Source organism: Paenarthrobacter nicotinovorans, from assembly GCF_007670255.1.
GTDB lineage: Bacteria > Actinomycetota > Actinomycetes > Actinomycetales > Micrococcaceae > Arthrobacter > Arthrobacter nicotinovorans_B.
In genome coordinates this window covers 362,313-389,146 of record NZ_SZVS01000003.1, presented here as the reverse complement: position 1 = coordinate 389,146, position 26,834 = coordinate 362,313, and the positions used below count along the sequence as shown (strand labels likewise).

Here is a 26,834-nt window from a genome sequence, read left to right as displayed (position 1 = left end):
CATGTTCAGGCCCGAGGGTGCGCCTGCTGGTAGCTGCTCCTGAGCCGGTCAACGGACACGTGCGTGTAAATCTGTGTGGTGGCGAGGCTGCTGTGGCCGAGAATTTCCTGGACGGCACGCAAGTCGGCGCCTCCATCCAGAAGATGCGTCGCCGCACTATGCCTAAGCGCGTGGGGGCCCGTGGCCGAGGTGTCACCGAGGGCCTGGAGCAACTCGCTGACCACGGAGCGGATCTGCCGGGGATCGACCCGGTTGCCCCGTACGCCCAGAAACAGGGCCGGCCCGCTTCCTGCAGCCGCCACAGCCGGTCGGCCCCGCCTTAGCCAGTCATCCACGGCCAGGGCAGCTGGAACGCCATACGGCACAGTGCGCTCTTTGTTTCCCTTGCCCAGCACCCGCAGGGTTCGTCGGTCCGGGTCCAGGTCATCAATGTCCAGTCCAGCAAGTTCGCCGACCCGGACACCTGTGGCGTAAAGCAGCTCCACCATGGCCCGGTTGCGGAGGGCCATGGGACCACCGTCTTCAGCGGCGATGTTCAGGTCATCAACCATGCGGGTGATCTGTTGCTGCTGCAAAACGCCGGGGAGAGACTTGCTGCGCTTGGGCGCCTGCAGCCGTACCGCCGGGTCGGTGGAGATCAGTTCTTCCCGTAGCGCCCAGCCGGTGAAGGACCTGGCGGTTGCCGCACGTCTGGCCAGCGTAGCCCGGGACATTCCCGCCTCACTCTGGGCGCCGAGCCAACGCCGAAGGGACCCGAGCTCGAGTTGGGCCAGGTCTTGGACCCCCTCTTCAACTGCAAAAGCGAGAAGGCTCTCGACATCGGCTGTGTAGGCACGTACGGTGTGGGCCGACCGGGCGCGCTCACCCTCAAGGTATCGACGAAATCCCTCGACTGCGTCGGCCAGGGCTGCAGGTAGTGATCGTCCGTCCACTCTTCCAACTCTGCCAGCAGTCGTCGTCCGGCGCCTGCACCAACATGCCTGCTCCCGAAGTCGCTAAGCACACTTTCGACGCTTCCATGCACCCCGTTCCGAAACGGCCAGGCCCAACAGCCCCAGGCGACCGAGGCCGGCACGAACTGCAACGGGACTCAAACCCGCTACGACGGAAAGTTTTTCCACGGAACTGGAAGAGCGGAGGGGCAGTGCATCCAGAAGAATAAGGTCCTCCAGCGACAACCCGTCATGGACAGCCGCGGCCTCGTCTTTGTCCCCGGCGTCGGACTCACCTATGGCTCCGGCGAGCTCGGCGATCTCCCCCACGTCCGTCACGCACACGGCTCCCCCTTCCCTGAGAAGGCGGTGGCAGCCGGCCGAGTGGGCGCTGTGGATTGACCCGGGAACGGCCGCCACCACGCGGCCTATCGACTCAGCATGATGCGCCGTATTCAGTGCCCCTGAACGCCACCGGGCCTCCACCACCACGGTGACAGAGGCAAGGGCGGCAATGAGCCTGTTCCGTTGCAGGAATCTGTACCGTGTGGGGGCCGAACCCGGGGGAACTTCCGAGATAACAGCTCCCTGGGTGCAGACCGCCCGCAGGAGGTCCTCGTTGCCGGAGGGGTAGAAGCGGTCGACTCCCCCGGCCATGACCGCGATGGTGGGCAATCCTGCTACACCTCCATTGAGTGCTCCGCGGTGCGCGTGGGCGTCGATGCCATAGGCCCCGCCGGAGACTACGCTGAAGCCCCGCTGGGCCAGTCCATAAGCGAAGTCTCCCGTGACCGATGCACCGTAGCCGGTACTGTCCCGGGAACCGACCAGCGCGATGGAGTGGGGTGCTGACGGCAGCTCCTGCTCGTGCCCCCGCCACCATAGGCAAAGGGGTTCCTGAAGGCCAAGATCGGACAACTGTTCCGGCCAGAGGTCATCTCCGGGAATGATCAAACGGCCCCCAAGCCGCCGCATGGTCTCCAAGTCCCGTTCTGGAGCCAAGTCGGCAACACGTGGTGCCCATCGCTTGAGACTGTCCTGGAGCCCCGGCCAGCTTGCAGGTCCTCCCGCGTCGCGGAGCACCGCGGAGATCTCCTGTTCCAAGGCAGGTCCAGTCCGAAGTTCCCCTGTTGCAACGCCCAGCGCGTCAACAGCCCCCGCTACTTGGACCAGGGCCAGGCCCACGGAGTCCTGGGGTTCCATCAGCCGCGCCAGTGCTGCCCGGGCAGTCCTGTTCTTGTCCTGCTCGTTCATTCCTGCCACTCCTGTTTTCCGTTCGAATTCATGGTGCTCATGCCGCTCCCGCAGCCTCTCTCAGGCCCAGCGCCTGCCCAATGTGGTCATCATCGGGCTTGTCGCTCCGGTCGAGATCCGCAAGCGTCCACGCGAGCCTCAGGACGCGGTCGTAGCCCCGCGCCGTCAGGACTCCCCGCTCCAATGCGGTGTCCAGGATCCGTGTGGTTCCCGGGGACAACCGAAGTTGGCCCCGGAGTGTACGTCCAGGGACTTGCGCATTGGTCTCGAGCCCGAAATCCCGCAGTCGAAGCAACTGCCGTTCCCTGGCCGCCAGCACCCGCCCTGCGACCGTGCCTGTGTCTTCTTCTTTCCCGGCGCTACCGAAGTCCGCCAAGGACACCCTTTCCACTTGCAGTTGAATATCGACGCGATCCAGCAGCGGGCCTGACATCCTTCCGAAGTAGCGGCGTCGCATCATCGCCGTGCAGGTACACTCCAGCCCTTTTCCGGAGGCTTTGCCGCAGGGACAAGGATTGGCGGCAAGTACCAACTGGAAGCGTGCAGGATAGGCAGCGGTGCCCGCTGACCGGTGGATGACCAGCTCGCCACTCTCCAGTGGCTGCCGGAGGGCGTCCAGCACCCGTCGTTCATACTCCGGAGCCTCGTCGAGGAACAGCACGCCCCGGTGGGCACGTGAGGCGGCGCCGGGGCGCGGAAGCCCCGAACCGCCACCTATGATGGCCGCGGCCGTTGCACTGTGGTGCGGATTCTCAAAAGGCGGCCGCCGGACCAACCGAACGGCAGAGGCCTGGACCGCGGCCAGGGAATGGATGGCGGTCACCTCCATTGCCGCCGTATCCGACAGGTCCGGCAACAATCCAGGAAGTCTTTCGGCCAGCATCGTCTTGCCGGCTCCCGGCGGGCCGGTCAGCAGCATGTGGTGTCCACCGGCAGCAGCGACTTCCAGAGCACGCCGCGCTTCGCCTTGACCAGAGACATCGCAAAGGTCGGGTGTCGCGGCAAAGCCATCCACGTGCGGGCCGGGGGCGTCCTCATCCACGGGGTCATAGCCCAGGACGAGGTCCTTCGGGTCTGCACCAAAGTCGTACGCGAGCCGGGCCAACGTTCTGTACCCGCGGACGTTCGCTCCGGGCACCAGCGCAGCCTCCGCCACATTTGCCTCAGCCACCACGATGTCCGGATAGCCGGCCTGGACGGCGGCCATCACCGCGGGCAACATTCCACGGACCGGTCTCAGCCTGCCGTCCAGGCCAAGCTCAGCGATGAACACTGTTCCGTCGATGGATCTGATGTCGTTTGCTGCCCTCAGCACTGCCATGGTGATCGCGAGGTCGAACCCCGAGCCACGTTTCGGAAGTGAAGCGGGAATGAGGTTCGCCGTGATCTTCCTGCGGCTCAGAGGTATCCCGGAGTTCTGCGCGGCCGAGCGGATTCGCTCCTTCGCCTCGTTCAAGGCAGCGTCGGGAAGGCCGAGAATAACGAAGTTGGGAAGTGTTTGGCCGATATCGGCCTCCACTTCAACGATGTAGCCGTTCAGGCCCACCAGCGCGACACAATAGCTGCGACCCACCCCCACTACCCAACACCCCGAAGGTGTTCAAGAACGGGATCACCGAAGCCGTTGTCGACCACCGACACCACGTCAACACGCTGACGCTGTGCCCTGAAGTCGTGGGCACGGCACCAGGACGAGACAAGCCGATGGAGCCGTGCCAGTTTGGCCGGTCCTACCGCCTCGAATGGATGCCCAAAGTCCAGGCTCCTCCGGGTTTTGACTTCGGCCACCACCAAGGTGTCCCCGTCAATCGCAACGATGTCGATTTCCCCTTCGGGACACCGCCAGTTGCGATCAATGATCCGCATCCCCTGGTCCGCCAGGAAATCCGCCGCCAATGCCTCGCCATATTGGCCCAGCAGGTCTTTTGCCTTCATGGCCATCACCTCCACTGTCCAGCCTTCCGGCTGGACGCGGACCGTGGCAGGGCGGCCTGCTGCTATGTGCGTAAACCGGCCGGAATCGCAGGCTGTGGAGGAACAGTGCCGGCCGAAACTCCCCTAGTTCCCGAGATCTCCAAGGTCTCCCAGGCCGCCATCCTTGGGCAACGCAAGGTCTTCGCTGCGGGGCAGTTCTTCGACGTTGACGTCCTTGAAGGTGATCACACGGACGTTCTTGACGAAGCGCGCCGAGCGGTAAACATCCCATACCCACGCGTCCTGCAAAGTCAGGTCGAAGTAAACCTCACCGTCCGCGCTGCGGGCTTGGAGATCGACATGGTTAGCCAGATAGAACCGTCGCTCAGTCTCGACAACGTAGCTGAACAGACCAACTACGTCCCGGTATTCACGGTAGAGTTGCAGCTCCATGTCGGTTTCATAGTTTTCAAGGTCCTCGGCACTCATAGTTCCATCTTGCACTATCTGTTGGTGGGTACGCGCCAAGTACACAACAGCTGCACGACTGGCAGGAGTTATTCCTCCACGGCTCCGGTCAAGTGCCAGCTGGTGCGGTGGTAAGCACTCGGACCCTGAAGGCGTATAACGTCACGGTGGGCTGCGGTGGCATACCCCTTGTTCACATTCCAGCCGTACGCTGGCAGTTCGGAGTGCAGATCCACCATGATGCGGTCGCGGGCCACCTTGGCCAATACGCTGGCCGCCGCCACGCTGAGGCAACTCATGTCGGCTTTGACCCGGGTATGCACAGGGGCTTCGCACAGTGGACCGGTCGGTGCCGGGTCAAAGAGCGACGCCTGGACATCCGGTGAGAGCCAGTTGTGGCTGCCGTCCAGCAGCACCAGGTCAGGAGTGGTGCCGGCGTCGAGGATTTCACACCAGGCCCTTGTGCCGGCCAAGCGCAGGGCGGCAATGATGCCGATCTCATCAATTTCCTGTGAGGAGGCGTGGCCCACGGCCGAGGCCAGGGCCCATTCACGAACCAAGGGCTCCAAGCGGTCCCGGTCCTCGGGCTTGAGCAGTTTGCTGTCGCGCACGTCCGCCAAGAGGCCGTGCTCGGCCAGGTCAACCACCGTGATTCCCACGCTGACTGGTCCGGCCAAAGCACCGCGACCTACCTCATCCACACCGGCAAGCAGGCGCACACCCTGGGAGAGGAAGGATCTCTCCACATCCAACGTGGGAAACCCAAGGGGGCTCTTGGTCTTTGCTTTGCTTTTGGGTAAGGCCTTGCCTTTGGGCGGGGTCTTGCCTTTGGCCTTGGGACCTGTTGTTGTCGTTGCCATCTACTGTGCGGGGGTTGCTGGTGGGACGTTACGAAAGACTTCCGGGTAGTTGTCCAGGATGGTCCACCGGTTGATGGGCCAAGCGATGACGGTCGCCTTACCCTCAACGTCTTCGATGTTCACGAATCCGCCGTTGGTTTCCTGGTGGGCCCGGGAGTCCGCAGAGTGGTTGCGGTTATCGCCCATAACCCACACTTTACCCGCGGGAACAACGACGTCGAAGGTTTGGGGAGAGGGGCTTTCAGCAGGGTTGACGTAGCTTTCATCGAGCGCTACCCCGTTGACGCTGACGCGCCCCTGGGCATCACAGCAGCTGACGTGATCGCCCGGGAGCCCGATGATCCGCTTGACCAGGTGCTGCTCGCTGGCGTCCGGAGCCAGGCCCACGAATTCAAGGGTGTCTCCCACCCAGTCCATGGGGCCGGCGGGCTTCTGCACGACAGGCGGCAGCCACGCTTGGGTGTCCTTGAAGACCACCACGTCCCCGCGCGAGAGGTCGAATGGCCCGGGAACCAGCAGGTTGATGAAGATCCGGTCCTGGACATCCAGCGTGCTTTCCATGGACTCCGAGGGGATAAAGAAAGCCTTGAAGAGGAACGTCTTCAGCAGGAAGGACAGCACCAGCGCAATCGCCACAACAGTGAGGATCTCCCGGACCCAAACCATGACCGGGTTCCTGGTCGGCTTTTCTGCCTCGGCCCGGGTCTCCGCAGCCCCGTCCGTACTTGCCGTTTCGTCCGAGAGCCGCGCGTCGTCGTCGTACCGCTCGGGTGTCCCGGGAGCTTTGTCCGGCATCTACTGTCCGTTCTTCGATGATGTTTCGGCCTGCGGAGAGCGAGGCATCCCTGTAAATCTATCAAGTGGCCAGATAATCTGGACCGGCCTTCCGATAACCCGTTCCATGGGAACCATGCCTCCGCCCGGCGCGCCCAGCAGCCCGCGGGAGTCGGCAGAACGTGAACGGTGGTCGCCCATCAGCCAGAGACGGTCGCGCGGCACGACGACGTCGAACTTCTGTGTGCTGGGTTCGTCACCCGGGTATAGATAGGGTTCCTCAAGTACCTGACCGTTCACTGTGAGGTGGCCGGTGGCATCGCAACACTGAACATGGTCCCCGGGGACGCCTATGACCCTCTTCACGTACGTGGTATCGCTGCCCATCAGCCCAAACCACTGCCCGGCTGCGTTGACCGCATCCACGAAGGGACCCTTGCCGCTACTCAGCGGTGCAAAGGAACCGCGGCCATCGAAGACCACGACGTCGCCACGCCGGATCGGTTCGACGCTGAAATCGGTGCGGGAGACCAGGATCCGGTCGCCCGTCATCAGGAGAGGCTCCATGGATTCGGAAGGAATGTAGTAGACGTCCACCCAGAGTGAACGGACCAGGCCACTGATGGCGATCGCAAGGACCAGCGCCAGCAAAACAAAACGCCAGCCCTGTTTCCGGGGCTGGCGTTCTGTTGTGTCCATGACTCGTATCCTGTGTTGCTTTGCGGATTGCTCCGGAACTACCGGGCACGAATCCTGGACCCGTTGCGTAAGTCGCAGGACTTACTTGGCGAAGTCGCGCTTTTCCTTGATCTTCGCAGCCTTACCGCGCAGTGCGCGCATGTAGTAAAGCTTGGCGCGGCGGACGTCACCCTTGGTGACGACCTCGATCTTTTCGATGATCGGGGAGTGTACCGGGAAGGTACGCTCTACGCCGACACCGAAGGAAACCTTGCGGACGGTGAAGGTTTCGCGAACGCCGTCGCCCTGGCGGCCCAGGACGAAGCCCTGGAATACCTGGACACGGGAGTTCTTGCCTTCGATGATGTTGACGTGAACCTTGAGGGTGTCACCCGCACGGAACTCAGGAACATCACTGCGCAGCGAGGCTGCATCTACGCTATCGAGGATATGCATTAATCCACTCCTGGTGAACGCCACAGGTCATTCACTTTGGGTTACGGCGGACAAGCCCGGAGCGCACGAGGGCCCCGGAAATTTCCGCCGAAGTTTCTTAGTGTCCGGCTCCGCCACTGATTGGCGTCACCGGGTTGTCCGACTGTTGGCTGAACTCCCCCTGTGGCAGGTGTCAGCCCAGCAGACACAAGGGTTAATTCTGCCATATGCGCAGCAATCCGGCCAACTGACGGCACGGACCAACGTTCGACGGCGGCAGGAAGGTTCAGTTGGCGGCGTCGCCGCCGGGCCTGGCCCGCAAGCGACCATCCACGACGTCGTAACCCAGCTCTGCCAGTGCGTTGCGGTCCGCGCGGCTCAACGCACCGGCGTCGAAATCCGCCAGAAGGTCCGGGCGCCGTTCGGCGGTTCGGCGGAATTGCTCATGGCGGCGCCACTGGGCAATTTTCCCGTGATTGCCACTGAGCAGGATCTCCGGCACATCATGATCCCGCCACGATGACGGCTTGGTGTAAACGGGGTACTCCAGAAGTCCATCGGAATGGGACTCCTCGATCAAGGATTCGGGATTGCCGACCACTCCGGGAAGGAGGCGGCCGATCGCTTCCACCATGGCCAGGACGGCAACTTCGCCTCCGTTGAGTACGTAGTCGCCGAGGCTGACCGGGCGGACCGTGAAGTGGTCGCGGGCCCAGTCGATGACGCGTTCGTCAATGCCTTCGTAGCGTCCACAAGCGAAGACGAGCTGCTCTTCCTCGGCGAGTTCATAGGCCAATGCCTGGTTGAAGCGCTCCCCCGCAGGTGATGGAACGATGAGCACCGGCTTGGTGCCCGCCTCCCCAGGAACCAGGGACTCAAGCGCTTGCGCCCACGGTTCAGGCTTCATGACCATGCCGGCACCGCCGCCGTACGGGGTGTCGTCAACCGTCCGGTGCCTGTCCGTGGTGAAGGTACGGAGATCGTGGACGTTAAGCTCGAGTAATCCATCCTGCCGGGCCTTGCCTATGAGCGAGAGCTCCAGCGGGGCAAGGTACTCAGGGAAAATGCTGACGACATCGATCCTCATTCAGCAGGCTCCCAGGCGCCTTCGTCATTGAGCTCGAACAGGCCCGCTGGCGGAGTGATCAGGATGTAGCCTTCCTCGACGTTGACCTCCGGGACGATTTCATCGACGAAGGGAACCAAGATCTCCTTGCCGTCCACGGATTCAATGACCAGCAGATCCTGGGCGGGCATGGTGTTCAGCGCCGCGACCTTGCCCACCGTTTGGGCACCCACGCGGGCCTGAAGGCCAACGAGCTCGTGCTCGTACCAGCCTTCCTCGTCGTCGTCGTCGAGTTCTTCCGTTTCGATGAACAGCTTTGCCCCACGAATGGCTTCGGCTGCGTTGCGGTCCGCGATCTCCTCAAAGCCGAGCAGCAGGATGTCCTTGTTCCACCTGGCGCTTCGGACAGTCAGCGGGCCGGCTGAGGCCGGCTCCACGACGAACTCGGTCCCCGCGACGAAACGCTCTGCGGGCGCGTCGGTGAGTACCTGCACCGTCACCTCGCCACGAATGCCATGGGGTTTGCCGATCCGGGCCACCTGGAGCTGCATGGGTTCCTCTGAATTCTGTTGTTCCGCGCCGCCGGGCAGTCGCGGTGGTGAAGTGTTGGACAAAGCAATCCGGCCCCTCCACCATATTCGGTGAAGGGGCCGGACCTAAGACAAAAAGTGCTGAGCGCGTTACCGGCGGCGGTCGGTATCGACGACGTCGACCCGGACCTGCTCGCCACCAGCCAAGGCAGCAACCACAGTGCGCAGTGCACGTGCGGTACGTCCTTGACGGCCGATCACCCGTCCGAGGTCCTCCTGGTGAACGCGCACCTCGAGGGACTCCCCGCGACGGTTGTTCCTGGCACTGACCTTGACATCCTCAGGGCTGTCAACGATCCCACGGACCAAGTGCTCGAGCGCTTCTGCCAGCAACTTACTCAGCCTCGGTGGTCTCTGCTTCAGCCTCGGCCGGAGCCTCAGCAGCGTCGTCCTTCTTGGCCTTCTTGGTAATGGCTTCCGGGATGATGACGGAACCCTTCTCCGGAGCTACGAAAGCTTCCTTCGGAGCTTTGGTCTTCAGGGTGCCTTCCTGGCCCGGGAGGCCCTTGAACTTCTGCCAGTCACCGGTGATCTTGAGGATCGCGGCAACCTGCTCGGTCGGCTGGGCACCAACGGAGAGCCAGTACTGAGCGCGCTCAGAGGCGACCTCGATGTACGACGGCTCTTCGGTGGGGTGGTACTTGCCGATTTCTTCAATGGCACGGCCATCGCGCTTGGCGCGGGCATCCATGACGACAATGCGGTAGTACGGTGCGCGCATCTTACCGAAGCGCTTAAGGCGAATCTTTACGGCCACTTTTGTGGTCACTCCTGTTTCTGAAACGGGGTTGAACCGGGCGTTCTGCACCCGTGGGGCGGGCCATACTTGGCGGTTCGAAGGACAAGACACGAGCACGGAGAGAGGGGCCGCACCGATCGAGTACCTGTCTATTGTGCCAGATGCCCGCGGCATTTACGACTTACGCCGCACGGGCCGGTGAGTTCTTGGTCACACTCGGTGGCCGCGCGACCACCGGACGGCCGGCGGACAGGTCATTCCGACCAGACGTAAAGCCCGGCCCGCTCAGCCTTTTCCACGTCCGCAGCGAGGGCGGCCAATTGCTGGACATACTGCCGTGACTGCGCGGCCTCGAAGGGCATGTCTTCCTGCGCAGCCCAAGCAGCAGCGACGTCGTCGAGGACATTTGCTTCGCCTTCGCTTTCGTAGGTGAGCAGTTCGGCCAGCGCCCTGACCATCGCCTCCGGAACACCGAGCAGCGCGTCACTGGTGACATCCACCAACGCGAGTTCGTAGTCGGCGCCAGCAGCATGGACTGCCTGTCCCGCCAGGTCTCCAAGCTGTTCCACTTCGTAGTCCGTGATGCCGTTGATCCGGACTGCGGGGCCGGCAACATCGGCACCTTTTTCCAAGGCAGCTGCCCGCTTGAGTGCTTCGTCGTGGGTGGCTACAAAAATTTCGGCAAAGCCCATGGAAAGTACTCTCAATCCTTCGTGCTGACGGGGCATGGGGCCCAGGACAGGTGGTCCTGCACCTTCACTGCCCAGCCTAGTGCAGCTAAGCGCCCGCTTGGACTCCGGGAGCGGAATCAGGACGGCGAACTGCCACCCGCAATTTGTTCCGCCACGGGTCTTCAAATTGCAATTCAGCGCCCGTGTGGTGGTTCTGCACTCCGGCAACCCGCAGACGATCGGCCAGCGCGCCAACGTCGTCCCCCGTGGGGACCTCAATGAGCACTTCGCCGAGTCCCAAGGTGTCCTTCCGGGGACCCGCACCGCGGCTGTTCCACACGTTCATGGCCATATGGTGGTGGTACCCACCGGCAGAGACGAACAGCGCCTGGCCATGCCACCCAGCCGTCTTCTCGAAGCCCAGGGTCTCGACATAGAAGGTGTGGGCCGTCGCGACATCGCCAACCTGGAGGTGGACGTGCCCTACCCCGGCCGCAGCCTCGTGCTGGCCCGTGACCGCGGCTTCGCTCAGGTGTTGCTGGAGGAAGCGCTGCGGCGGAAGTGCCACGTTGTCCATGACCACATTCTTGCCGTCCCACTGCCAGCCTTCGCGCGGCTTGTCGTAGTAGAGCTCAATGCCATTGCCTTCGGGGTCGGTGAAGTAGAACGCCTCACTGACGAGGTGGTCGGCGCTTCCCACGAAGGCCCGGGGTTCATACCCGGCGGCTGTTGCGACGGTGGCAGCCAAGGAGGGCTGGTCCTGGAAGAGGATTGCGGTGTGGAACAACCCGGCCTCACCACGCCCGGGCAGCTGGAGACCGGCCGCGGGCGCCAGATGGACGACGGGCTTGCCGACCCGCCCCAGGTAGAGGCCGCCGTCCTGCTCGGCCACTACTTCCAGCCCCAAGGCGCGCTGGTAGTAGTCACTCATGACTTTCATGTCGCCGACTTTGAGCATGACAGTGCCCATGGCGAGGTCGGCAGGCAGTAGGTCCTGGTTGGATGAAGCGGACATGTGAAGCTCCCGGTGTCGTGCGGCCGCCTTTCGGCTCGTTCTACCTATCTAAATTACTTGAAGCTTCAATTTATTCCTAGTGGATCAGCTGCCCTCGAAGGACGACGTGCTTCAGCGCGGAAACGGCAGCCAGATTCCGGCGCGGATCCTCATGGCAGATCACGACGTCGGCACTCGCCCCTTCGCTGATGGCCTCGGCTCCCAGCCACTTGCGGGCGCCCCACGTGGCCGCATCGAGGACCGCTGCAGGCGGCAGGCCGGCGTCGTGCAGTTCCTTCATCTCGTCTGCGATCCGGCCATGCCGAATGACGCTGCCCGCGTCCGTACCGGCATGAATGGCTACTCCGGCCTCGTACGCCTCCACCACGCGTTCACGCCTGCGTTCCCAGAGGCGCGTCATGTGGTCCGCGTATCCCGGAAATTTGGGCGCGGCCTGGGCGGCGATATCCGGGAATGTGGCGATGTTGACGAGTGTGGGAACGATAGGAACGGACTGCTCCACGAGCCGTGGAATGTGGCGTGGCAACAGACCCGTTGCGTGTTCGATGCAGTCGATACCGGCATCAAGCATGTCGTCGATGGTGTCTTCGGCAAAGCAATGTGCCGTGACCCGGGCGCCCTCGTCGTGGGCGGCGGTAATGGCGTCCTTGACCGTCTTCGCCGGAAAGGAGGCAGCCAGGTCACCAATGCCCCGGTCAATCCAGTCGCCCACCAGTTTCACCCAGCCGTCGCCGTCGCGGGCTTCCTTCCGGACGGTCTCGACCAACTGCTCCGGCTCAATCTCGTGACCCAATCCGCGCAGGTACCGGCGGCTTCGGGCTATATGGCGGCCGGATCTGATCAGGCGGGGCAAGTCCTCGCGCTGCTGCACCCACCGCGTGTCGCTGGGCGATCCGCAGTCGCGGATGAGCAGGGTTCCCGCGTCCCGGTCCGCCTGGGCCTGCGCGAGGGTGGTGGGCTCATCCACCGCTCCACCGGCGCCCAGTCCGATGTGGCAGTGGGCATCAACGAATCCCGGCAGGACCCAGCCGTCAAGCACGCTGTCCGGTTGCTCCTTGGGGCGCTCGAAAGTAAGGGTGCCCCCAACGGACCACATCCCGCGTCGTTCCTGATCTGCGGCGACGAGCACGGGTCCGCTGAATTCGATGATGTTGGGCATGCCAGAATCCTAGTCCGCTACAGGGCCGGCTAGTGCAGCCAACATCTGACCAGGTGCCATGTGACTGGGTGGCGTACGGGAGCTGTGGTAGCTTCGTCATGACCACACGGGGGCCCTTGCAGGGGCTGAGATCGGGCTGAGGCGGCCTGCGACCGTTGAACCTGTCCGGGTAATGCCGGCGAAGGAAGTGAGTAATCCTTGAGCACCATCGAAACACAGCACAGCCCTGCCCAAAACGAGGTTGTTACGCAGTCCCTGAAGTCCCATTCGCTGGCCTACGTCGAAGACCCAGCCACGGGCATCCGCGTTCCGGTGACCGAAATTTCGCTTGAGCCCTCCCCCAATGGCCAGGCGAACCCACCACTGCAGGTGTACCGGACGGCCGGCCCAGGGAGCGATCCCGTAGTGGGCCTTGAACCCTTCCGGGCCGCCTGGATCGAGGCCCGCGGCGACACTGCCGCGTACACGGGCCGTGAACGCAACCTGCTCGACGACGGCAAGGCGGCTTTGCGGCGGGGCGCCGCCTCTGCCGAATGGAAGGGTGCCCAACCGGTGCCCCGCCGCGCCGTCGAAGGCAAAACCGTCACCCAGATGCACTACGCACGGCAGGGAATGGTAACGCCCGAAATGCGGTTCGTGGCGCTGCGTGAAAACTGCGACGTGGAACTGGTCCGCAGCGAAGTTGCCGCCGGTCGGGCGATCATTCCCAACAACATCAACCACCCCGAGTCCGAGCCCATGATCATCGGCAAGGCCTTCCTGGTGAAGATCAACGCCAACATCGGAAACTCGGCTGTCACCAGTTCCATCGCGGAGGAAGTGGACAAACTGCAGTGGGCCACCCAGTGGGGCGCTGACACTGTCATGGACCTGTCCACCGGCGACGACATCCACACCACCCGCGAGTGGCTCATCCGGAACTCGCCGGTACCCATCGGCACAGTGCCCATCTACCAGGCGCTGGAGAAGGTCAATGGCGAGGCCAACAAGCTCACATGGGAGATCTTCCGCGACACCGTGATCGAGCAGTGCGAACAGGGCGTGGACTACATGACCATCCACGCGGGCGTGCTGCTGAGGTATGTGCCGCTGACCGCCAACCGCGTCACGGGCATCGTCTCCCGCGGCGGATCCATCATGGCCGGATGGTGCCTGGCCCACCACCAGGAAAACTTCCTTTACACGCACTTCGACGAGCTATGCGAAATCTTTGCCCAGTACGACGTCGCGTTCTCCTTGGGAGACGGCCTTCGCCCGGGTGCTACTGCCGACGCCAACGATGCCGCACAATTTGCTGAGCTGGATACCCTGGCCGAACTGACCCAGCGAGCCTGGGAATACGACGTGCAGGTCATGGTGGAAGGTCCCGGGCATATTCCGTTCCACCTGGTCCGTGAGAACGTCGAACGGCAGCAGGAACTGTGCAAGGGGGCCCCGTTCTACACGCTGGGACCGTTGGTCACCGACGTCGCTCCCGGCTATGACCACATCACCTCGGCCATCGGTGCCACTGAAATTGCCCGGTACGGCACAGCCATTCTCTGCTACGTCACCCCCAAGGAGCACCTGGGCCTTCCCAACAAGGACGACGTGAAAACAGGAGTAATCACCTACAAGATCGCGGCGCATGCAGCAGATCTGGCCAAGGGACACCCTGGAGCCCACGAGCGCGATGATGCCCTGTCCAAAGCCAGATTCGAATTCCGCTGGCGGGACCAGTTTGCCCTGTCCCTGGATCCGGTCACTGCGGAGTCGTTCCACGACGAAACCCTGCCGGCAGAGCCTGCCAAGACGGCACATTTCTGCTCGATGTGCGGTCCCAAGTTCTGCTCCATGCGCATCAGCCAGGACATCCGCGACGAATATGGCTCGGCGGAGTCACAAGCGGCCATCGCAGGGATGTACGACGACGCGAGGGCAGAGGGCATGCGGGAAAAGAGTGCTGAATTCCTCGCCGCCGGAGGGAAGGTGTATTTGCCGGAACTTCAAGTCCCGCGAACTCAGGATGCCTGAACCGACCGGGTCCGTCCCACGTCTGCAACGAAGCTGCGGATGATGTGATCGCCGTCGGATGAATCCTGGGGCCGGTGCCCGCCCGCTGCAACGCGGCGGAGGGCGCCGGTCTCCTGGAGGTACGCGGCAATTTCCTCGTACAGGGGTTCCCACCCGCCCGTCAGGACAAGGGTGGGTACTCCGGGAACGATGTGCAGCGGCGCTTCCCACGGGGGCGCCTGCAGCCTCAAGCGGCGGGCCGAGCGCTGTGCCTCAAGGGTTTCCAAGCCACCCGTTTCAGCAGAGAAGGCACGCAGGTAATACTCGCGGTGGTAATCGGCGTCGTTAAGCTGGCCCCGCACCTCATACAGCGGTTCCATCAATGCGCGGTAAGAAGCAGTGGCCGGAAGCTCCGCAGTCAAGGACAGGCAGGCCGGCTCCACCAGGACCAGGGAATGGATAAGGTCCGGGCGCTCCACGGCTGCCAGCATGGCAGGAATGGCACCTTGCTCATGCGCCACCACGTGACCTCCGCCCGAATCAGCCAGAGCCTGGATCACGATGGCAACATCGGCAGCGACATCGGACTCCACGGGCTCGGCCACGGGATCGAAGCCGTGCCTGCGGAGAAACAGGGCGTCGTAGTGAAGGGCCATTCCGTGCTGCTTCGGCCACGCCGCAGCACCGAAACTGCCCACTCCGTGAAGGAAGACTACGCGCTGCTTCTGCATTGGTTCAGCCTATGCGACGGCTCCGACATCCCAACCTGTGCCGCTGGGATGCCAGCGCGGTTATTTGCCGAGGAACTTGTCGAAGCCCTTGGGAAGGTTCAGCGATGACGGATCGAAGTCCGCAGCGCCCTGGCCGAAAGCTGCACCCTTGGGAGCTGCCGAAGCTGCGTTGGCCCGCTTGGCCTCGGCATCGCGCAACTCCTGGGCCGCCTTGGCCGGGTTGCCGGACCGCGCCTTCTTCTTGGGGGCGTTCTTGCCGTTCTTGCGTCCGCCGCCAGGACCACCAAGGCCAGGCATTCCGGGCATCCCCGGCATGCCGCCACCCTGGGCCAGCTTCTTCATCATCTTCTGGGCTTGGGCGAAACGCTCCAACAGCCCGTTGACCTCGGAGACGTGGACACCGGAGCCCTTGGCGATACGCGCACGGCGTGAACCGTTGATGATCTTCGGGGCGACACGCTCATGCGGTGTCATGGAGCGGACGATGGCTTCGACGCGGTCGATCTCTTTTTCGTCGAAGTTCTCCAGCTGCTGGCGGATGTTTTGCGCACCCGGCATCATCATGAGCATCTTCTTCATGGAGCCCATGTTGCGGATCTGCTGCATCTGGGCGAGGAAGTCGTCCAGGGTGAAGTCTTCCTGGTCGGCGAACTTCTTCGCCATCCGGGCTGCTTCTTCCTTGTCCCACGCCTTCTCAGCCTGTTCGATCAGGGTGAGGACGTCACCCATGTCCAGGATGCGCGAGGCCATGCGGTCCGGGTGGAAGAGTTCGAAATCGTCCAGGCCTTCGCCCGTCGACGCGAACATGACCGGCTTGCCGGTCACCGACGCTACGGACAGGGCGGCACCACCGCGGGCATCGCCGTCGAGCTTGGAAAGGACGATGCCGGTGAAGTTGACGCCTTCATCGAAGGCCATCGCCGTGTTGACGGCGTCCTGGCCGATCATGGAGTCGATAACGAAAAGAACTTCGTTGGGAATGATCGCCTGGCGGATGCGGCGGGCCTGGTCCATCATCTCGGCGTCAACACCGAGGCGGCCGGCCGTGTCCACGATCACGACGTCGTGAAGCTTCTGGCGCGCTTCCTCGACACCGGCCTTGGCAACGGCGACCGGATCACCGGCGGGGTGCTCAAGTTCGGAGGAGGTGGCGCCGGGGTGCGGAGCGAAGACCGGGACACCGGCACGCTGTCCAACAACCTGGAGCTGGGTTACTGCATTGGGGCGCTGAAGGTCGCAGGCGACCAGCAGGGGGCTGTGGCCCTGGGCCTTGAGCCACTTGGACAGCTTGCCCGCCAGGGTGGTCTTACCGGCACCTTGGAGACCGGCCAGCATGATGATGGTCGGGCCGGTTTTCGCCAGGCGGATACGGCGGGTCTCGCCACCGAGGATCTCCTTGAGTTCCTCGTTGACGATCTTGACTATCTGCTGGCTCGGGTTCAACGCCCCCGAAACCTCGGCGCCCAGGGCACGTTCGCGGATGCGACCGGTGAACTCACGGACCACGGACACGGCGACGTCCGCGTCCAGGAGGGCACGGCGAATCTCCCGGACTGTGGCATCGACATCAGCCTCGGTGAGGCGGCCCTTGCCACGAAGGTTCTTGAAGGTTGCTGTCAACCGGTCAGAGAGTGAATTGAACACGCGCCGTGCACTTCTTTCGATGGTCTACGAATGGTGGCCGGTCCGGCACACCAGAGTCTTGACGATTACTGCCCCAACAGATGTGTCTCAACCACAACAAATCTGCGTTATCCACGGGACTCGACTATCTAGGGTACCAAGTCACGCTGGCAAGGTGGCATGCTGGCACAGTGACCAGTAAAACAACTGTAAAAACGTTGCTCATCCTCGGCGCGTCCGGGGACCTGACAGGCAGGCTGCTCCTGCCCGGGCTTGCGGGGCTGCTGGCGGCCGGACGCGCGCCCGGCCTGAGGCTGGTGGGTGCCGGCTCCGACCCCTGGTCCCCCGAACAATGGAAGGAAAGAGTGAGGGGCGCTTTCGCGGCGGCGTCGACGTCGGCGGATACGGCAGGAAACGCGGCACTGGACGCTGTTGCCAACAACACTTCCTACCACCAGGTAGACGTAACAGCCGATGGCCCCCTGGCTGATCTGCTGGCACAGCTGGAGGGTCCCGTCGCCGTCTACTTCGCTCTGCCACCCCATGTCAGCCAGAAGGCCTGCGAAGTACTGCATCGGGACCAAGTGCCGGCAGGAACGCGACTGGTCATGGAAAAGCCCTTCGGTTCAGGCACGGAATCAGCACACGAGCTGAACAAAACACTTGCGGCGCTGGTGCCCGAGGACCACATTCACCGCGTGGACCACTTCCTGGGCAAGGCCACGGTGCTGAACATCCTGGGCCTTCGCTTCGCCAACCGCTTCCTTGAGCCCGTCTGGAACCGCGACCACATTGAAAAAGTGGAAGTCATCTTCGATGAGGACTTGGCCCTCGAAGGCCGGGCCCGCTACTACGACACCGCGGGTGCCTTGCGGGACATGATCCAGAGCCACCTTCTGCACATCATGGCATTCCTGGCCATCGACGCCCCGGCCACCATCGAAGAGCGGGACCTCCGTGATGCCGTAGCCACCGTGCTGCGTGCCAGCAGCATCAAAGCCCCCTACGAGGCCTCCACCCGCCGGGCCAGGTACACAGCCGGAACGCTGGGTGAGCGCACTGTGCCCGACTACACGGCCGAGCAAGGCGTGGATCCCGGCCGCAACACCGAGACTCTCGCAGAGGTGCAGGTGGAGATCGACAACTGGCGCTGGGCGGGAGTTCCCTTCATCCTCCGCTCAGGCAAGGCACTGGGGCAGCGGCGCAAGGAAGCCGTCATCACCTTCCGGCCGGTTCCGCACCTGCCAAAGGGGTTCTCGGGAGTGGACTCGCCCAATCAGCTCCGTATCGGATTCGGCCCTGATGTCCTGCAACTGGATGTCGACGTCAACGGCCCCGGAGACATCTTCACCCTGGACAGAGCCAGCCTGGTGGCCCAGCTCAGCGCAGCGGACCTGCTGCCCTACGGTGAAGTCCTGGAAGGCATCCTCACCGGCGATCCCTTGCTGTCCGTTCGAGGAGACACCGCTGAAGACTGCTGGCGGATCATCGAGCCCGTCCTTCGCGCCTGGGAAAAGGACGAGGTTCCGTTGGAAGAATACGACGCCGGAAGCGCCGGGCCGGCCTCCTGGCCCACCGCCGTCGGGAACTGACGCCGCCGTCGAAGGCAAAAGCGGGCCGGGTACCTTAAGTGGTACCCGGCCCGCTTGTGTTCTGCCCTGATGTCCGGCTTCGCCTTAGATGGCGGCTGCGCCCCGTTCGCCTGTGCGAACCCGCACGGCTTCGTAAACGTCAACCGTCCACACCTTGCCGTCTCCGGCCCTGCCGGTATTTGAACTGGCGATGAGGACATCCAGGATGTCGTCCGCTTGCTCGTCCGTGGCGAGGACTTCGATGCGGACCTTCGGCAGCAAATCCACGTTGTATTCAGCTCCCCGGTACACCTCGGTGTAGCCACGCTGGCGGCCGTAACCGCTGGCCGCGCTGACCGTCAGGCCCTGGACTCCGTAGGCCTCGAGGCCTTCACGGACTGCTTCAAGCTTTTCGGGACGAACGATCGCCGTGATGAGCTTCATGCCTGGACACTCTCCTTGCCTTCTGCGGATGCTTTGCTTGCCGGGGCTTCCGTTTTGCCGATCATGGCCTCGTGCAGCGGCTGGAAGCTGCCACCGTGTCCGTTGACGCCAAACTCGTAGGCCGTCTCAGCGTGGAGGCTGAGGTCGACACCGACGTTCTCCTGTTCGGTGGAGACCCGGAAGCCCATGGTCTTGTGGATGGCCAGGGCGATGATGGCCGTCATGACCGCCGAGAAGACAATTGCCACGCCGGCTGCTGCGAGCTGCGCCCACAGCTGGGCGAATCCGCCGCCGTAGAAGAGACCGCCGGGGGTGGAGCCTTCGCTCGGGACTGCGATGAAGCCGAGGGCCACGGTGCCGATGATGCCGGAGACGAGGTGGACGCCTACAACGTCCAGCGAGTCATCGAAGCCCCAGCGGAACTTCAGGCCGACTGCAAGGGCGGAGGCCACACCGGCAACCACACCGAGGCCGAGGGCACCCACGGGGCTGACATCGGCACAAGCCGGGGTGATGGCCACGAGGCCGGCCACGACACCGGAGGCCGCGCCGAGGGACGTCGGGTGACCGTCACGGATCCGCTCAGTGATGAGCCAGCCGATCATGGCCGCTGCCGGGGCTGCAAGGGTGTTGATCCAGATCAGGCCGCCCTGTTCAGCAGTCGCTGCTGCGCCGCCGTTGAAGCCGAACCAACCAAACCAGAGGATGGCCGCACCGAGCATGACGAACGGGATGTTGTGCGGACGGTGGTTGGGGTCCTTGCCGAAACCACGACGGTTGCCGATGATGAGGACCAGGACAAGGGCCGCCACACCTGCGTTGATGTGCACCACGGTGCCGCCGGCGAAGTCGATGGCGTGGCCCAGGGCCTTGCCGATCGCACCTTCAGGGCCGAAGAGGCCGCCGCCCCACACCATGTAGGCCAGGGGGCAGTAAACCAGGGTGACCCAGACAGGCACAAAGATGCTCCAGGCCCCGAACTTGGCGCGGTCTGCAATGGCGCCACTGATAAGGGCCACCGTGATGATGGCGAAGGTAGCTGCGTAACCAACCTTGATCAGGCCATCCGGAGTCGCGCTGACCCCTTCGAGGCCGAAGGTGGCGAGCGGGTTGCCCACGATCTCCAGGAAACCTTCGCCGGAGCTCATGGACGCGCCCCACAGCACCCAGACGACGCCGACGATGCCGATGGAGATGAAGCTCATCATCATCATGTTCAAAGCTGCTTTGGCGCGTGTCATGCCGCCGTAGAAAAATGCCAGACCAGGTGTCATGAACAGCACAAGCGCCGCCGCCACCATGACCCATACGTGACCTGCGGTAAGTTCCATGGTGCACGTTCCTCTCTTGCTAGATCTGCGGTTCAACCGCTGTCCTGACGCCTTTTGCGTCCTGCTTAAGAGTTTTGTGCCGCAGTGTTTCACCTGCGCGGGTTTTATATTGCGGGGCCGTTACAACAACCTCCCCAACGTAAATGGTGCATATCTGCGACGTTACGGATATGTTTCAGGCGTCGGACTTCATGGGCTGAGCCCGGTTTTCCGTCACTCAAGGCGTTCAAACGCCAGATCCCACCAGAAGGACCAGCACCAAATGACCCAGTCGCCACGATCCGTCAAAGCTCCAAGGATCCGGCAGGAGAAGGTTCCCTTGCCCCGTGACATCAAGGTGATGTTGGCAGCGGCGTTCCTGATCGCCTTGGGATTCGGGCTCGTCGCTCCGGTGCTGCCGCAATTTGCTACCACTTTCGACGTCGGCGCCACTGCCGCTGCCGTGATCGTAAGCATCTTCGCCTTCATGCGGCTGGTTTTCGCGCCGGCCGGCGGTGCGTTGATCGGGCGCTTCGGAGAAAGGAACGTCTACGTCTGCGGCCTATTGATCGTGGCGGTGTCCACCGCAGCCTGTGCCTTCGCCCAGGATTACTGGCAGCTGGTGATTTTCCGTGGTTTGGGCGGTGCCGGTTCAGTGATGTTCACCGTTGCCGCCATGGGATTGCTCATCAGGCTTGCCCCGCCGGAACGCCGCGGGCGCGTTTCCGGCGCTTATGCTTCAGCGTTCCTGATCGGCAGCGTGCTGGGACCGGTGGCAGGTGGCCTGCTGGCGGGTTTCGGGCTCCGGGTTCCCTTCCTGGCCTATGCCGGTGCGCTGCTTGTGGCCGCTGTAGTGGTCCGGACCATGCTCAGTGGCAACGGCAGCGTCTCCCAGGAAACCGGGCATGCACCAGCCATGGCGCTGGGCGAGGCATTGGCTGACTCGGCATACCGGGCAGCCGTGTTCTCCAGCTTCGGCAATGGCTGGGTGACCTTCGGTGTCCGCATGGCCACCATCCCCCTGTTCGCGGTGGCTGTCCTGGATTCACGGCCGGAGACGGCCGCCTGGGCTTTGGCGGTCTTTGCCGTGGGAAATGCCCTCGCCCTGACTTCTTCCGGCCGCTTGGCAGACGCGTGGGGGCGCAAGTTCCTGTTAATTCCAGGCCTCGTGATTACGGGCGTGTCCACCGGGCTTATCGGATTGACGACGGACCTCACTGCGTTCCTCGTCGCTTCCGCGGTGGCGGGGTTCGGCTCCGGCCTGCTGGGCCCGGCCCAGCAGGCCGCCGTCGCCGACGTGATTGGACGCGGACGATCCGGCGGCAAGGTGCTTGCCGTCTTCCAGATGGCGGCTGACACCGGCGCGATCATCGGCCCGGTCGTGGCCGGCCTGATGGCCGACCACTGGGGTTACGGTTGGGCTTTCGCCATCACCGGATGCGTGCTGCTGCTGGCGGCCGCGGGCTGGTTGGCAGCCCGCGAGCCGCTGGGCGCGCGAATTAGCTGAGCAGTGCGTCGACGAAGCCCTCGGCCTCAAACGGAGCGAGGTCGTCAGGGCCTTCACCAAGGCCAACCAGCTTCACAGGGACACCGAGTGACTTCTGGATGGCCACAACGATGCCACCCTTGGCGGTACCGTCCAGCTTGGTCAGCACGATGCCCGAAATGTTGACGACCTCTGCGAATACCCGGGCCTGGTTGAGGCCGTTCTGGCCGGTGGTGGCATCGAGGACCAACAGGACTTCGTCCACCTCGGCAAGCTTCTCGATGACGCGCTTGACCTTGCCGAGTTCATCCATGAGGCCGGTCTTGTTCTGCAGGCGGCCTGCGGTATCGACCATGACCACATCGACTTCCTGGTCGATGCCGGCCTTAACGGCCTCGTAGGCAACCGAGGCGGGATCAGCGCCGTCGATGTCGGACTTCACCGTGGGCACGCCCACCCGCTGGCCCCATGTAGCCAGCTGTTCGGCCGCGGCAGCACGGAAGGTATCTGCCGCACCCAGCAGCACATCCTTGTCTTCGGCCACGAGGACACGTGCCAGCTTGCCTACTGTGGTGGTCTTGCCGACGCCGTTGACACCGACAACCAGTACGACGGCGGGACGGTCACCTTTACGGTCGACGTTCAGTGAACGGTCCATACCCGGATCAACCAGCTTGATGAGTTCTTCCCGCAGCATGGTCCTGACATCTTCAGGGCTGCGGGTGCCCAGCACTTTGACGCGCTCACGCAAGGCGTCGACAAGTTGCATCGTGGGTTCGGTGCCGAGGTCGGCGAGGAGGAGGGTTTCTTCCACCTCGTCCCAGACGTTCTCGTCGATCTTGTCGCCGGACAGCAAAGCCAACAGGCCCTTGCCGAGGATGTTGTTGGACTTGACCAAGCGGGCGCGAAGGCGGGTCAACCGCCCTTCCACCGGCGCGGGAGTGTCGATGGCGATGGTCTCAAGGCCTGCTGCGTCATCCGGAACCCCGGCTCCGTCAACTGTCCCGTCAAAAGTGGGAGCCGGCGCCTTCACCGCATCCGGGCGGTCCTCCACCAGGGTTCCGCCGCCTGCTGCAGGGGACTGCACGGGATCGTTGGCGTCGCGCGTACCGGGGTACTTCGAGCCTGACCTACGGGCTTTCAGCAGTACCGGAACCAGTCCGCCGACCACTACGAGCGCAGCGAGAATGGACAGAATTATGGGTAGGAAATCGTTCACTCCCCTACCTTCTCATAAAGCTAAGCCCCGGAACTGAGCCTCTGGCTGATGACAGTGGACACACCGTCGCCCCGCATGGTGACACCGTATAGTGCATCGGCCACTTCCATGGTCCGCTTTTGGTGGGTGATCACGATGAGCTGGCTGGACTCCCGCAATTCTTCGAAGATGGTGATCAGGCGGCCCAGGTTGGTGTCGTCCAAGGCCGCTTCGACTTCGTCCATGACGTAGAACGGCGACGGCCTGGCCTTGAAGATGGCTACCAGCAGCGCAACTGCCGTCAGGGAGCGCTCACCGCCGGAAAGAAGCGACAAGCGTTTGATTTTCTTTCCGGCAGGACGGGCCTCCACTTCAATCCCGGTGGTCAGCATGTCATCAGGATCGGTGAGGACGAGTTTGCCCTCCCCACCGGGAAAAAGCCGGGCAAATACGTGGTCGAATTGGGCGGAGGTGTCGGCAAAGGCCTCCGTGAAGACCTGTTGCACCCTGTTGTCGACTTCTTTGATGATGTCCAGCAGGTCTTTCCGGCTCGACTTGAGGTCCTCCAACTGCGAGCTGAGGAACTGGTGCCGCTCCTCAAGGGCGGCAAACTCTTCGAGTGCCAGCGGATTGACCTTGCCCAGGGCTGCCAGCTCGCGCTCTGCCTTCTTCAGCCGTTTTTCCTGCTCTGAGCGGACGAATGGGATTCCCTCGACAATGGGTTCTCCGTTGGCGTCCACCGGTGCCCGCAGTTCTGCCCATTTGTCCGTGGTGGACCCTGCAGGAAGCGGAACCGGCTGGTCCGGGCCGTAGTCGGCGATGAGCTGCTCAGCCGAAAGCCCCAATTCATCCACGGCCCGGGTCTCCAGTGCCTCGATCCGCAGCCGCTGCTGGGTCCGTGCCATTTCATCCCGGTGCACGGAATCAGTCAGCTCGGCCAGCTCCCGGGCAAGGGTGTCATTGGCGGTCCGGACATCCGCAAGCTCCTTTTCGAGGAGCTCCCGCGTCTGCTCGGCCTGGTCGCGCTCCTTGGCCGCAAGATCCACGGAAATGTCGAGATAGCGAAGACTCTGCTCCACGGCCGAAACCACGGCGGCAGCACGTTGCGCTTGTGCCCTGCGGCGCTGGGCCCTTCGGGCGGCCTCTTCACGGGCCCGGCGCTCGGTGGCCGCAGCCCGTTCCAGGGAAGCTGCACGATTGCTGATGGCCCCGAGTTGCTCTTCGGCCGTGCGAAGGGCGAGCCTGGCTTCTGTTTCAAGGGTGCGGGCGGTCCGTGCGTCCGCAGCGAGTTGATCCCGTTGATCGGTGGATGGTTCCTCATCCGGGACCTCCTGGGCAGCGGCAAGGCGTTCAGCTGCGACTTCCAGGTCCAGCTGCGCTTCGGCGATGTTGGCCTCCGCCTTGGCCATGGACGCGGCAAGCCGCTCGCTTTCGCCCACCGCGCTGCGTAGGACGGAGTTCAGATGGCCCAGCCGTTCAGCGACAGCGGCAAGCCGGGCGTCGGATTCATGGAGCCTTTCCAAGGCGGCATCGGCACGGTCCTGTGCCTCGGCGCGACGGGACTGGGCCCCGGCCAGGGCGAAGCGGCCCCGCTCCAGCCTGGCAGTGACCTCTTGAAGGCGGGCGCCGGCGTCGTCGACAGCTGCCTGGACCTCCAGCAGGGAGGGCGCGGTAGCTGACCCGCCGAGGACCGTCACCGCTGTGAACACGTCACCTTCGATGGTGACAGCTTTCAGCCCCGGTTGCTCCCGGACCACCCGGGCCGCCGTCCTTACGTCGTCGACGACGACGGTAGCGGACAAGAGCCGCAGCGCACCCTGGGCTGAAGGGTCGGCTATTTTGACGACGTCGGCGGCCCACCGGCAGCCAGCGGGCAGTTCGTTCGTACCCGCCAGCTCGTTGCCCGCCCCGCCATCCCCGGGCAGGGTGTCGGCCAGAAGCAGCGCCGCACGGCCGGCGTCGTCCTCTTTCAGCCTGGTGATTGCCGCCGCGGCGGCCTCCACGCCGGCCACCACCAGGGCATCCGAAGCACTGCCCAAGGCTGCGGCGATCGCCGTTTCGTAGCCTTGCTCTATGGTGACCATGCCAGTCAGCGGCCCGAGCACGTCCTCGGCCGTCAGCAGGTGACCGGAGCCATCCTTGCGGTTGAGCCCCAACTGGAGGGCATCGCGTCGGGCGGCCAGGGCATCGCGTTCCCGAATCGCGTCCCGCTCGGCGGCCTTGAGGTCTTCGATCTCCGCGATGACGGCGTCCAGTGCCTCGTTGGCGTCCTCGTACTCGGCGTCCAGGCTTTCTTCGCCATCTTCGGCTCCTGCCACCTGGGCTTCAAGGGCAGCAAATTCGCTTTGTGCCTGGCGGCGCCGCTCATCACCGGCACCAAGGGACTCCCGCAACCGGCCGCGTTCGGCCTCTGCCGCCTCCGCCCGGGACCGCGCTGCCGCAACCTGGCCGGCAAGCCGGGCAAGGCCCTCCCTGCGGTCCGCTGCTGCGCGCAGCATACCGGTGAGGCGTTTGTCTTCGGCGGCTGCGAGCGCTTCGGCTGCGTCCTTGGCGACAGTGGCTTCCAGAAGTGCTGCCTGTTTGGCCAGGATGTCGTGTTCCAGGGCCGCTTGTTCTTCCCGGACCTTTGCCGCCTGGCGCTCCAGGTGTTCCGGATCGCGGCCCGATTCGACGGCGGCTTCCGCGGAACCGAGCAAGCGTTTGCGTTCTGAAGCCAGTGATCCGAGGGAACGCAGGCGCTCCCTGCCTGCTGAGAGCTGGTACCAGTTGTCGCGAGCGGCGTTGAGGCGGGGGGTTGCCTCGGCAGCTTGCTGTTCAAGCTCCGCCTGGCGCCGCCGCCCCATCCCCAACCCGGCTTCGACCACCGTGCGCCGCTCTTTCAGCGCGGCTTCGTCAGCGACGTCCTTTTCCAGGCTGGTTGTCAGTTGTACGAGATCATCAGCGAGGAGACGCGCGCGGGCGTCTCGGACGTCGAACTGGACGGTCTGCGCGCGGCGGGCGATCTCGGCCTGCTTGCCCAAGGGTGTCAGTTGCCGCCGGATCTCTGCAGTGAGGTCGCCAAGGCGTGCGAGGTTGGCCTGCATGGCCTCGAGCTTGCGGACCGTCTTTTCCTTGCGCCGCCTGTGCTTGAGGATGCCTGCGGCCTCTTCGATGAATCCGCGGCGGTCTTCGGGTGTCGCGTGGAGGACACGGTCCAGCTGGCCTTGGCCAACGATGACGTGCATCTCCCTGCCAAGGCCGGAATCAGAAAGAAGTTCCTGGATGTCCAAAAGCCGGCAGGGCGCACCGTTAATGGCGTATTCAGATCCCCCGGTCCGGAACAGTGTCCGGGAGATGGTTACTTCGCTGTACTCAATGGGAAGTGCGTTGTCGGCGTTGTCGATAGTCAACGAGACCTGCGCCCGGCCAAGCGGCGGCCGGCCCGAGGTGCCCGCGAAAATGACGTCTTCCATCTTGCCCCCACGCAAGGTCTTGGCACCTTGCTCGCCCATGACCCACGCCAGCGCATCCACCACATTGGATTTGCCGGAACCGTTGGGACCGACAACAGCGGTGACGCCGGGTTCGAAGTCGAACGTCGTGGCCGACGCAAACGACTTGAATCCGCGGACGGTCAAACTTTTCAAATGCAAGGCGCTTCGGTTCTCCTGGGTGGCCCGGGTGTTGGTATCCCCTAAATCTACTGCTGTTCAGCTGAAATCCCCGGATCTGAAGCGGGAAAGCCTTGCGGCGGACATGCCGCGCCCCTACACTCCTGCCAAGGGTTACTTTGGTGGGTTCGTTCCGGTGATCCGGCTTTGGCTTGAACTTCTGTTCGTCCGCAGCCGGGTCCGGTCCCGCAAGAGGAACGTCGATCCGCAAAAGGACCCTGGTTTTCCATAACTGAAGATCTTGGTTTGACCCTGGCTGGGGAGCGGCAAGCAG

Annotated in this window: 25 protein-coding genes and 1 riboswitch; of the genes, 3 read left to right on the top strand and 22 right to left on the bottom strand. The window is 63.6% G+C overall.

Annotated features, from left to right (window positions below; translation table 11 throughout):
- Nucleotides 1–5: 5 nt before the first annotated feature.
- The 16 genes from FDP28_RS07100 to FDP28_RS07025 all read right to left on the bottom strand — a co-directional run bounded on the left by FDP28_RS07100 (nt 6) and on the right by FDP28_RS07025 (nt 12,555).
- Nucleotides 6–932 (bottom strand): tyrosine recombinase XerC, encoded by a 927-nt coding sequence (locus tag FDP28_RS07100; RefSeq protein WP_144659995.1) that lies wholly within the window; start codon nt 930–932, stop codon nt 6–8.
- A gap of 63 nt (nt 933–995) precedes the next feature.
- A complete protein-coding gene (dprA, locus tag FDP28_RS07095) occupies nt 996–2,186 on the bottom strand; it encodes a DNA-processing protein DprA (protein ID WP_144659994.1) in 1,191 nt (396 codons plus the stop codon).
- A 37-nt stretch (nt 2,187–2,223) separates the two neighbouring features.
- Complete coding sequence (locus FDP28_RS07090; protein WP_144659993.1) at nt 2,224–3,765, bottom strand: YifB family Mg chelatase-like AAA ATPase; 1,542 nt, start codon at nt 3,763–3,765, stop codon at nt 2,224–2,226.
- On the bottom strand, nt 3,765–4,130 hold the full coding sequence (locus FDP28_RS07085; protein ID WP_186313542.1) for a YraN family protein: 366 nt from the start codon (nt 4,128–4,130) through the stop codon (nt 3,765–3,767). Before FDP28_RS07085 ends, FDP28_RS07090 begins: the two co-directional genes overlap by 1 nt.
- Nucleotides 4,131–4,244: 114 nt before the next feature.
- A complete protein-coding gene (locus tag FDP28_RS07080; protein WP_018776202.1) occupies nt 4,245–4,589 on the bottom strand; it encodes a DUF2469 domain-containing protein in 345 nt (114 codons plus the stop codon).
- Between the two features lie 68 nt (nt 4,590–4,657).
- Nucleotides 4,658–5,428 carry a ribonuclease HII gene (locus FDP28_RS07075; protein ID WP_144659991.1) on the bottom strand — a complete coding sequence of 257 codons (771 nt, stop codon included), beginning with the start codon at nt 5,426–5,428 and terminating at the stop codon, nt 4,658–4,660.
- Nucleotides 5,429–6,223, bottom strand: a complete 795-nt coding sequence (gene lepB / locus FDP28_RS07070) for a signal peptidase I (protein WP_144659990.1) — start codon at nt 6,221–6,223, stop codon at nt 5,429–5,431.
- Nucleotides 6,224–6,901, bottom strand: coding sequence for a signal peptidase I (lepB, locus tag FDP28_RS07065; RefSeq protein WP_144659989.1), 678 nt, complete (start codon nt 6,899–6,901; stop codon nt 6,224–6,226).
- Nucleotides 6,902–6,982: 81 nt separating this feature from the next.
- Complete coding sequence (gene rplS / locus FDP28_RS07060; protein WP_144659988.1) at nt 6,983–7,336, bottom strand: 50S ribosomal protein L19; 354 nt, start codon at nt 7,334–7,336, stop codon at nt 6,983–6,985.
- Nucleotides 7,337–7,601: 265 nt separating this feature from the next.
- Nucleotides 7,602–8,402, bottom strand: a complete 801-nt coding sequence (gene trmD, locus FDP28_RS07055) for a tRNA (guanosine(37)-N1)-methyltransferase TrmD (protein WP_144659987.1) — start codon at nt 8,400–8,402, stop codon at nt 7,602–7,604.
- Nucleotides 8,399–8,932: a ribosome maturation factor RimM gene (gene rimM, locus FDP28_RS07050; RefSeq protein WP_144659986.1), complete on the bottom strand. Its 534-nt coding sequence runs from the start codon at nt 8,930–8,932 to the stop codon at nt 8,399–8,401. The genes trmD and rimM overlap by 4 nt, the downstream gene beginning before the upstream one ends.
- A gap of 129 nt (nt 8,933–9,061) precedes the next feature.
- On the bottom strand, nt 9,062–9,304 hold the full coding sequence (locus FDP28_RS07045; RefSeq protein ID WP_144659985.1) for an RNA-binding protein: 243 nt from the start codon (nt 9,302–9,304) through the stop codon (nt 9,062–9,064).
- 1 nt (nt 9,305) lies between these two features.
- Nucleotides 9,306–9,728, bottom strand: a complete 423-nt coding sequence (gene rpsP / locus FDP28_RS07040) for a 30S ribosomal protein S16 (RefSeq protein ID WP_018776208.1) — start codon at nt 9,726–9,728, stop codon at nt 9,306–9,308.
- A 236-nt stretch (nt 9,729–9,964) separates the two neighbouring features.
- Nucleotides 9,965–10,402, bottom strand: coding sequence for a hypothetical protein (locus FDP28_RS07035; RefSeq protein WP_186313530.1), 438 nt, complete (start codon nt 10,400–10,402; stop codon nt 9,965–9,967).
- 85 nt (nt 10,403–10,487) lie between these two features.
- Nucleotides 10,488–11,396 (bottom strand): VOC family protein, encoded by a 909-nt coding sequence (locus FDP28_RS07030; RefSeq protein WP_144659984.1) that lies wholly within the window; start codon nt 11,394–11,396, stop codon nt 10,488–10,490.
- A gap of 76 nt (nt 11,397–11,472) precedes the next feature.
- Nucleotides 11,473–12,555 (bottom strand): amidohydrolase family protein, encoded by a 1,083-nt coding sequence (locus tag FDP28_RS07025; protein WP_144659983.1) that lies wholly within the window; start codon nt 12,553–12,555, stop codon nt 11,473–11,475.
- A gap of 96 nt (nt 12,556–12,651) precedes the next feature.
- Nucleotides 12,652–12,759, top strand: a riboswitch (TPP riboswitch).
- Here FDP28_RS07025 and thiC point away from each other — a divergent pair.
- Nucleotides 12,754–14,568: a phosphomethylpyrimidine synthase ThiC gene (gene thiC / locus FDP28_RS07020; protein WP_144659982.1), complete on the top strand. Its 1,815-nt coding sequence runs from the start codon at nt 12,754–12,756 to the stop codon at nt 14,566–14,568. Its footprint overlaps the riboswitch before it by 6 nt.
- On the opposite strand, the gene FDP28_RS07015 is transcribed toward thiC, so the two are convergent.
- Both FDP28_RS07015 and ffh read right to left on the bottom strand, forming a co-directional pair.
- On the bottom strand, nt 14,556–15,278 hold the full coding sequence (locus FDP28_RS07015) for an alpha/beta fold hydrolase (RefSeq protein ID WP_144659981.1): 723 nt from the start codon (nt 15,276–15,278) through the stop codon (nt 14,556–14,558). The genes thiC and FDP28_RS07015 overlap by 13 nt on opposite strands.
- A 60-nt stretch (nt 15,279–15,338) precedes the next feature.
- Complete coding sequence (ffh, locus tag FDP28_RS07010) at nt 15,339–16,922, bottom strand: signal recognition particle protein (RefSeq protein ID WP_144659980.1); 1,584 nt, start codon at nt 16,920–16,922, stop codon at nt 15,339–15,341.
- Nucleotides 16,923–17,092: 170 nt separating this feature from the next.
- Between ffh and FDP28_RS07005 the strand changes: the two genes are divergently transcribed.
- Nucleotides 17,093–18,493, top strand: a complete 1,401-nt coding sequence (locus tag FDP28_RS07005) for a glucose-6-phosphate dehydrogenase (RefSeq protein WP_144659979.1) — start codon at nt 17,093–17,095, stop codon at nt 18,491–18,493.
- A gap of 84 nt (nt 18,494–18,577) precedes the next feature.
- Here the strand turns inward: FDP28_RS07005 and FDP28_RS07000 are convergent, their stop codons facing one another.
- Nucleotides 18,578–18,916: a P-II family nitrogen regulator gene (locus FDP28_RS07000; protein ID WP_144659978.1), complete on the bottom strand. Its 339-nt coding sequence runs from the start codon at nt 18,914–18,916 to the stop codon at nt 18,578–18,580.
- The gene (locus tag FDP28_RS06995) at nt 18,913–20,247 is read right to left on the bottom strand and encodes an ammonium transporter (protein WP_144659977.1); all 1,335 of its coding nucleotides are present in this window, start codon (nt 20,245–20,247) and stop codon (nt 18,913–18,915) included. The genes FDP28_RS07000 and FDP28_RS06995 overlap by 4 nt, the downstream gene beginning before the upstream one ends.
- 262 nt (nt 20,248–20,509) lie before the next feature.
- Here FDP28_RS06995 and FDP28_RS06990 point away from each other — a divergent pair, with 262 nt between their 5' ends.
- Nucleotides 20,510–21,733, top strand: coding sequence for an MFS transporter (locus FDP28_RS06990; protein ID WP_144659976.1), 1,224 nt, complete (start codon nt 20,510–20,512; stop codon nt 21,731–21,733).
- Here the strand turns inward: FDP28_RS06990 and ftsY are convergent.
- Nucleotides 21,726–22,931 (bottom strand): signal recognition particle-docking protein FtsY, encoded by a 1,206-nt coding sequence (ftsY, locus tag FDP28_RS06985; RefSeq protein WP_144659975.1) that lies wholly within the window; start codon nt 22,929–22,931, stop codon nt 21,726–21,728. The two genes, FDP28_RS06990 and ftsY, sit on opposite strands and share 8 nt — an antisense overlap.
- 20 nt (nt 22,932–22,951) lie before the next feature.
- Complete coding sequence (smc, locus tag FDP28_RS06980) at nt 22,952–26,542, bottom strand: chromosome segregation protein SMC (protein WP_186313529.1); 3,591 nt, start codon at nt 26,540–26,542, stop codon at nt 22,952–22,954.
- Between the last annotated feature and the right edge of the window lie 292 nt (nt 26,543–26,834).

What these genes read in the sequence shown, in the direction of transcription:
- FDP28_RS06990 (WP_144659976.1), top strand. Translation starts at nt 20,510, where the DNA reads ATGACCCAGTCGCCACGATCCGTCAAAGCTCCAAGGATCCGGCAGGAG.
- FDP28_RS07075 (WP_144659991.1), bottom strand. Translation starts at nt 5,428, where the DNA reads ATGGCAACGACAACAACAGGTCCCAAGGCCAAAGGCAAGACCCCGCCC.
- FDP28_RS07000 (WP_144659978.1), bottom strand. Translation starts at nt 18,916, where the DNA reads ATGAAGCTCATCACGGCGATCGTTCGTCCCGAAAAGCTTGAAGCAGTC.
- lepB (WP_144659990.1), bottom strand. Translation starts at nt 6,223, where the DNA reads ATGCCGGACAAAGCTCCCGGGACACCCGAGCGGTACGACGACGACGCG.
- FDP28_RS07030 (WP_144659984.1), bottom strand. Translation starts at nt 11,396, where the DNA reads ATGTCCGCTTCATCCAACCAGGACCTACTGCCTGCCGACCTCGCCATG.
- rimM (WP_144659986.1), bottom strand. Translation starts at nt 8,932, where the DNA reads ATGCAGCTCCAGGTGGCCCGGATCGGCAAACCCCATGGCATTCGTGGC.
- FDP28_RS06995 (WP_144659977.1), bottom strand. Translation starts at nt 20,247, where the DNA reads ATGGAACTTACCGCAGGTCACGTATGGGTCATGGTGGCGGCGGCGCTT.
- rplS (WP_144659988.1), bottom strand. Translation starts at nt 7,336, where the DNA reads ATGCATATCCTCGATAGCGTAGATGCAGCCTCGCTGCGCAGTGATGTT.
- FDP28_RS07035 (WP_186313530.1), bottom strand. Translation starts at nt 10,402, where the DNA reads ATGGGCTTTGCCGAAATTTTTGTAGCCACCCACGACGAAGCACTCAAG.
- FDP28_RS07025 (WP_144659983.1), bottom strand. Translation starts at nt 12,555, where the DNA reads ATGCCCAACATCATCGAATTCAGCGGACCCGTGCTCGTCGCCGCAGAT.
- lepB (WP_144659989.1), bottom strand. Translation starts at nt 6,901, where the DNA reads ATGGACACAACAGAACGCCAGCCCCGGAAACAGGGCTGGCGTTTTGTT.
- FDP28_RS07015 (WP_144659981.1), bottom strand. Translation starts at nt 15,278, where the DNA reads ATGCAGAAGCAGCGCGTAGTCTTCCTTCACGGAGTGGGCAGTTTCGGT.
- dprA (WP_144659994.1), bottom strand. Translation starts at nt 2,186, where the DNA reads ATGAACGAGCAGGACAAGAACAGGACTGCCCGGGCAGCACTGGCGCGG.
- FDP28_RS07080 (WP_018776202.1), bottom strand. Translation starts at nt 4,589, where the DNA reads ATGAGTGCCGAGGACCTTGAAAACTATGAAACCGACATGGAGCTGCAA.
- trmD (WP_144659987.1), bottom strand. Translation starts at nt 8,402, where the DNA reads ATGAGGATCGATGTCGTCAGCATTTTCCCTGAGTACCTTGCCCCGCTG.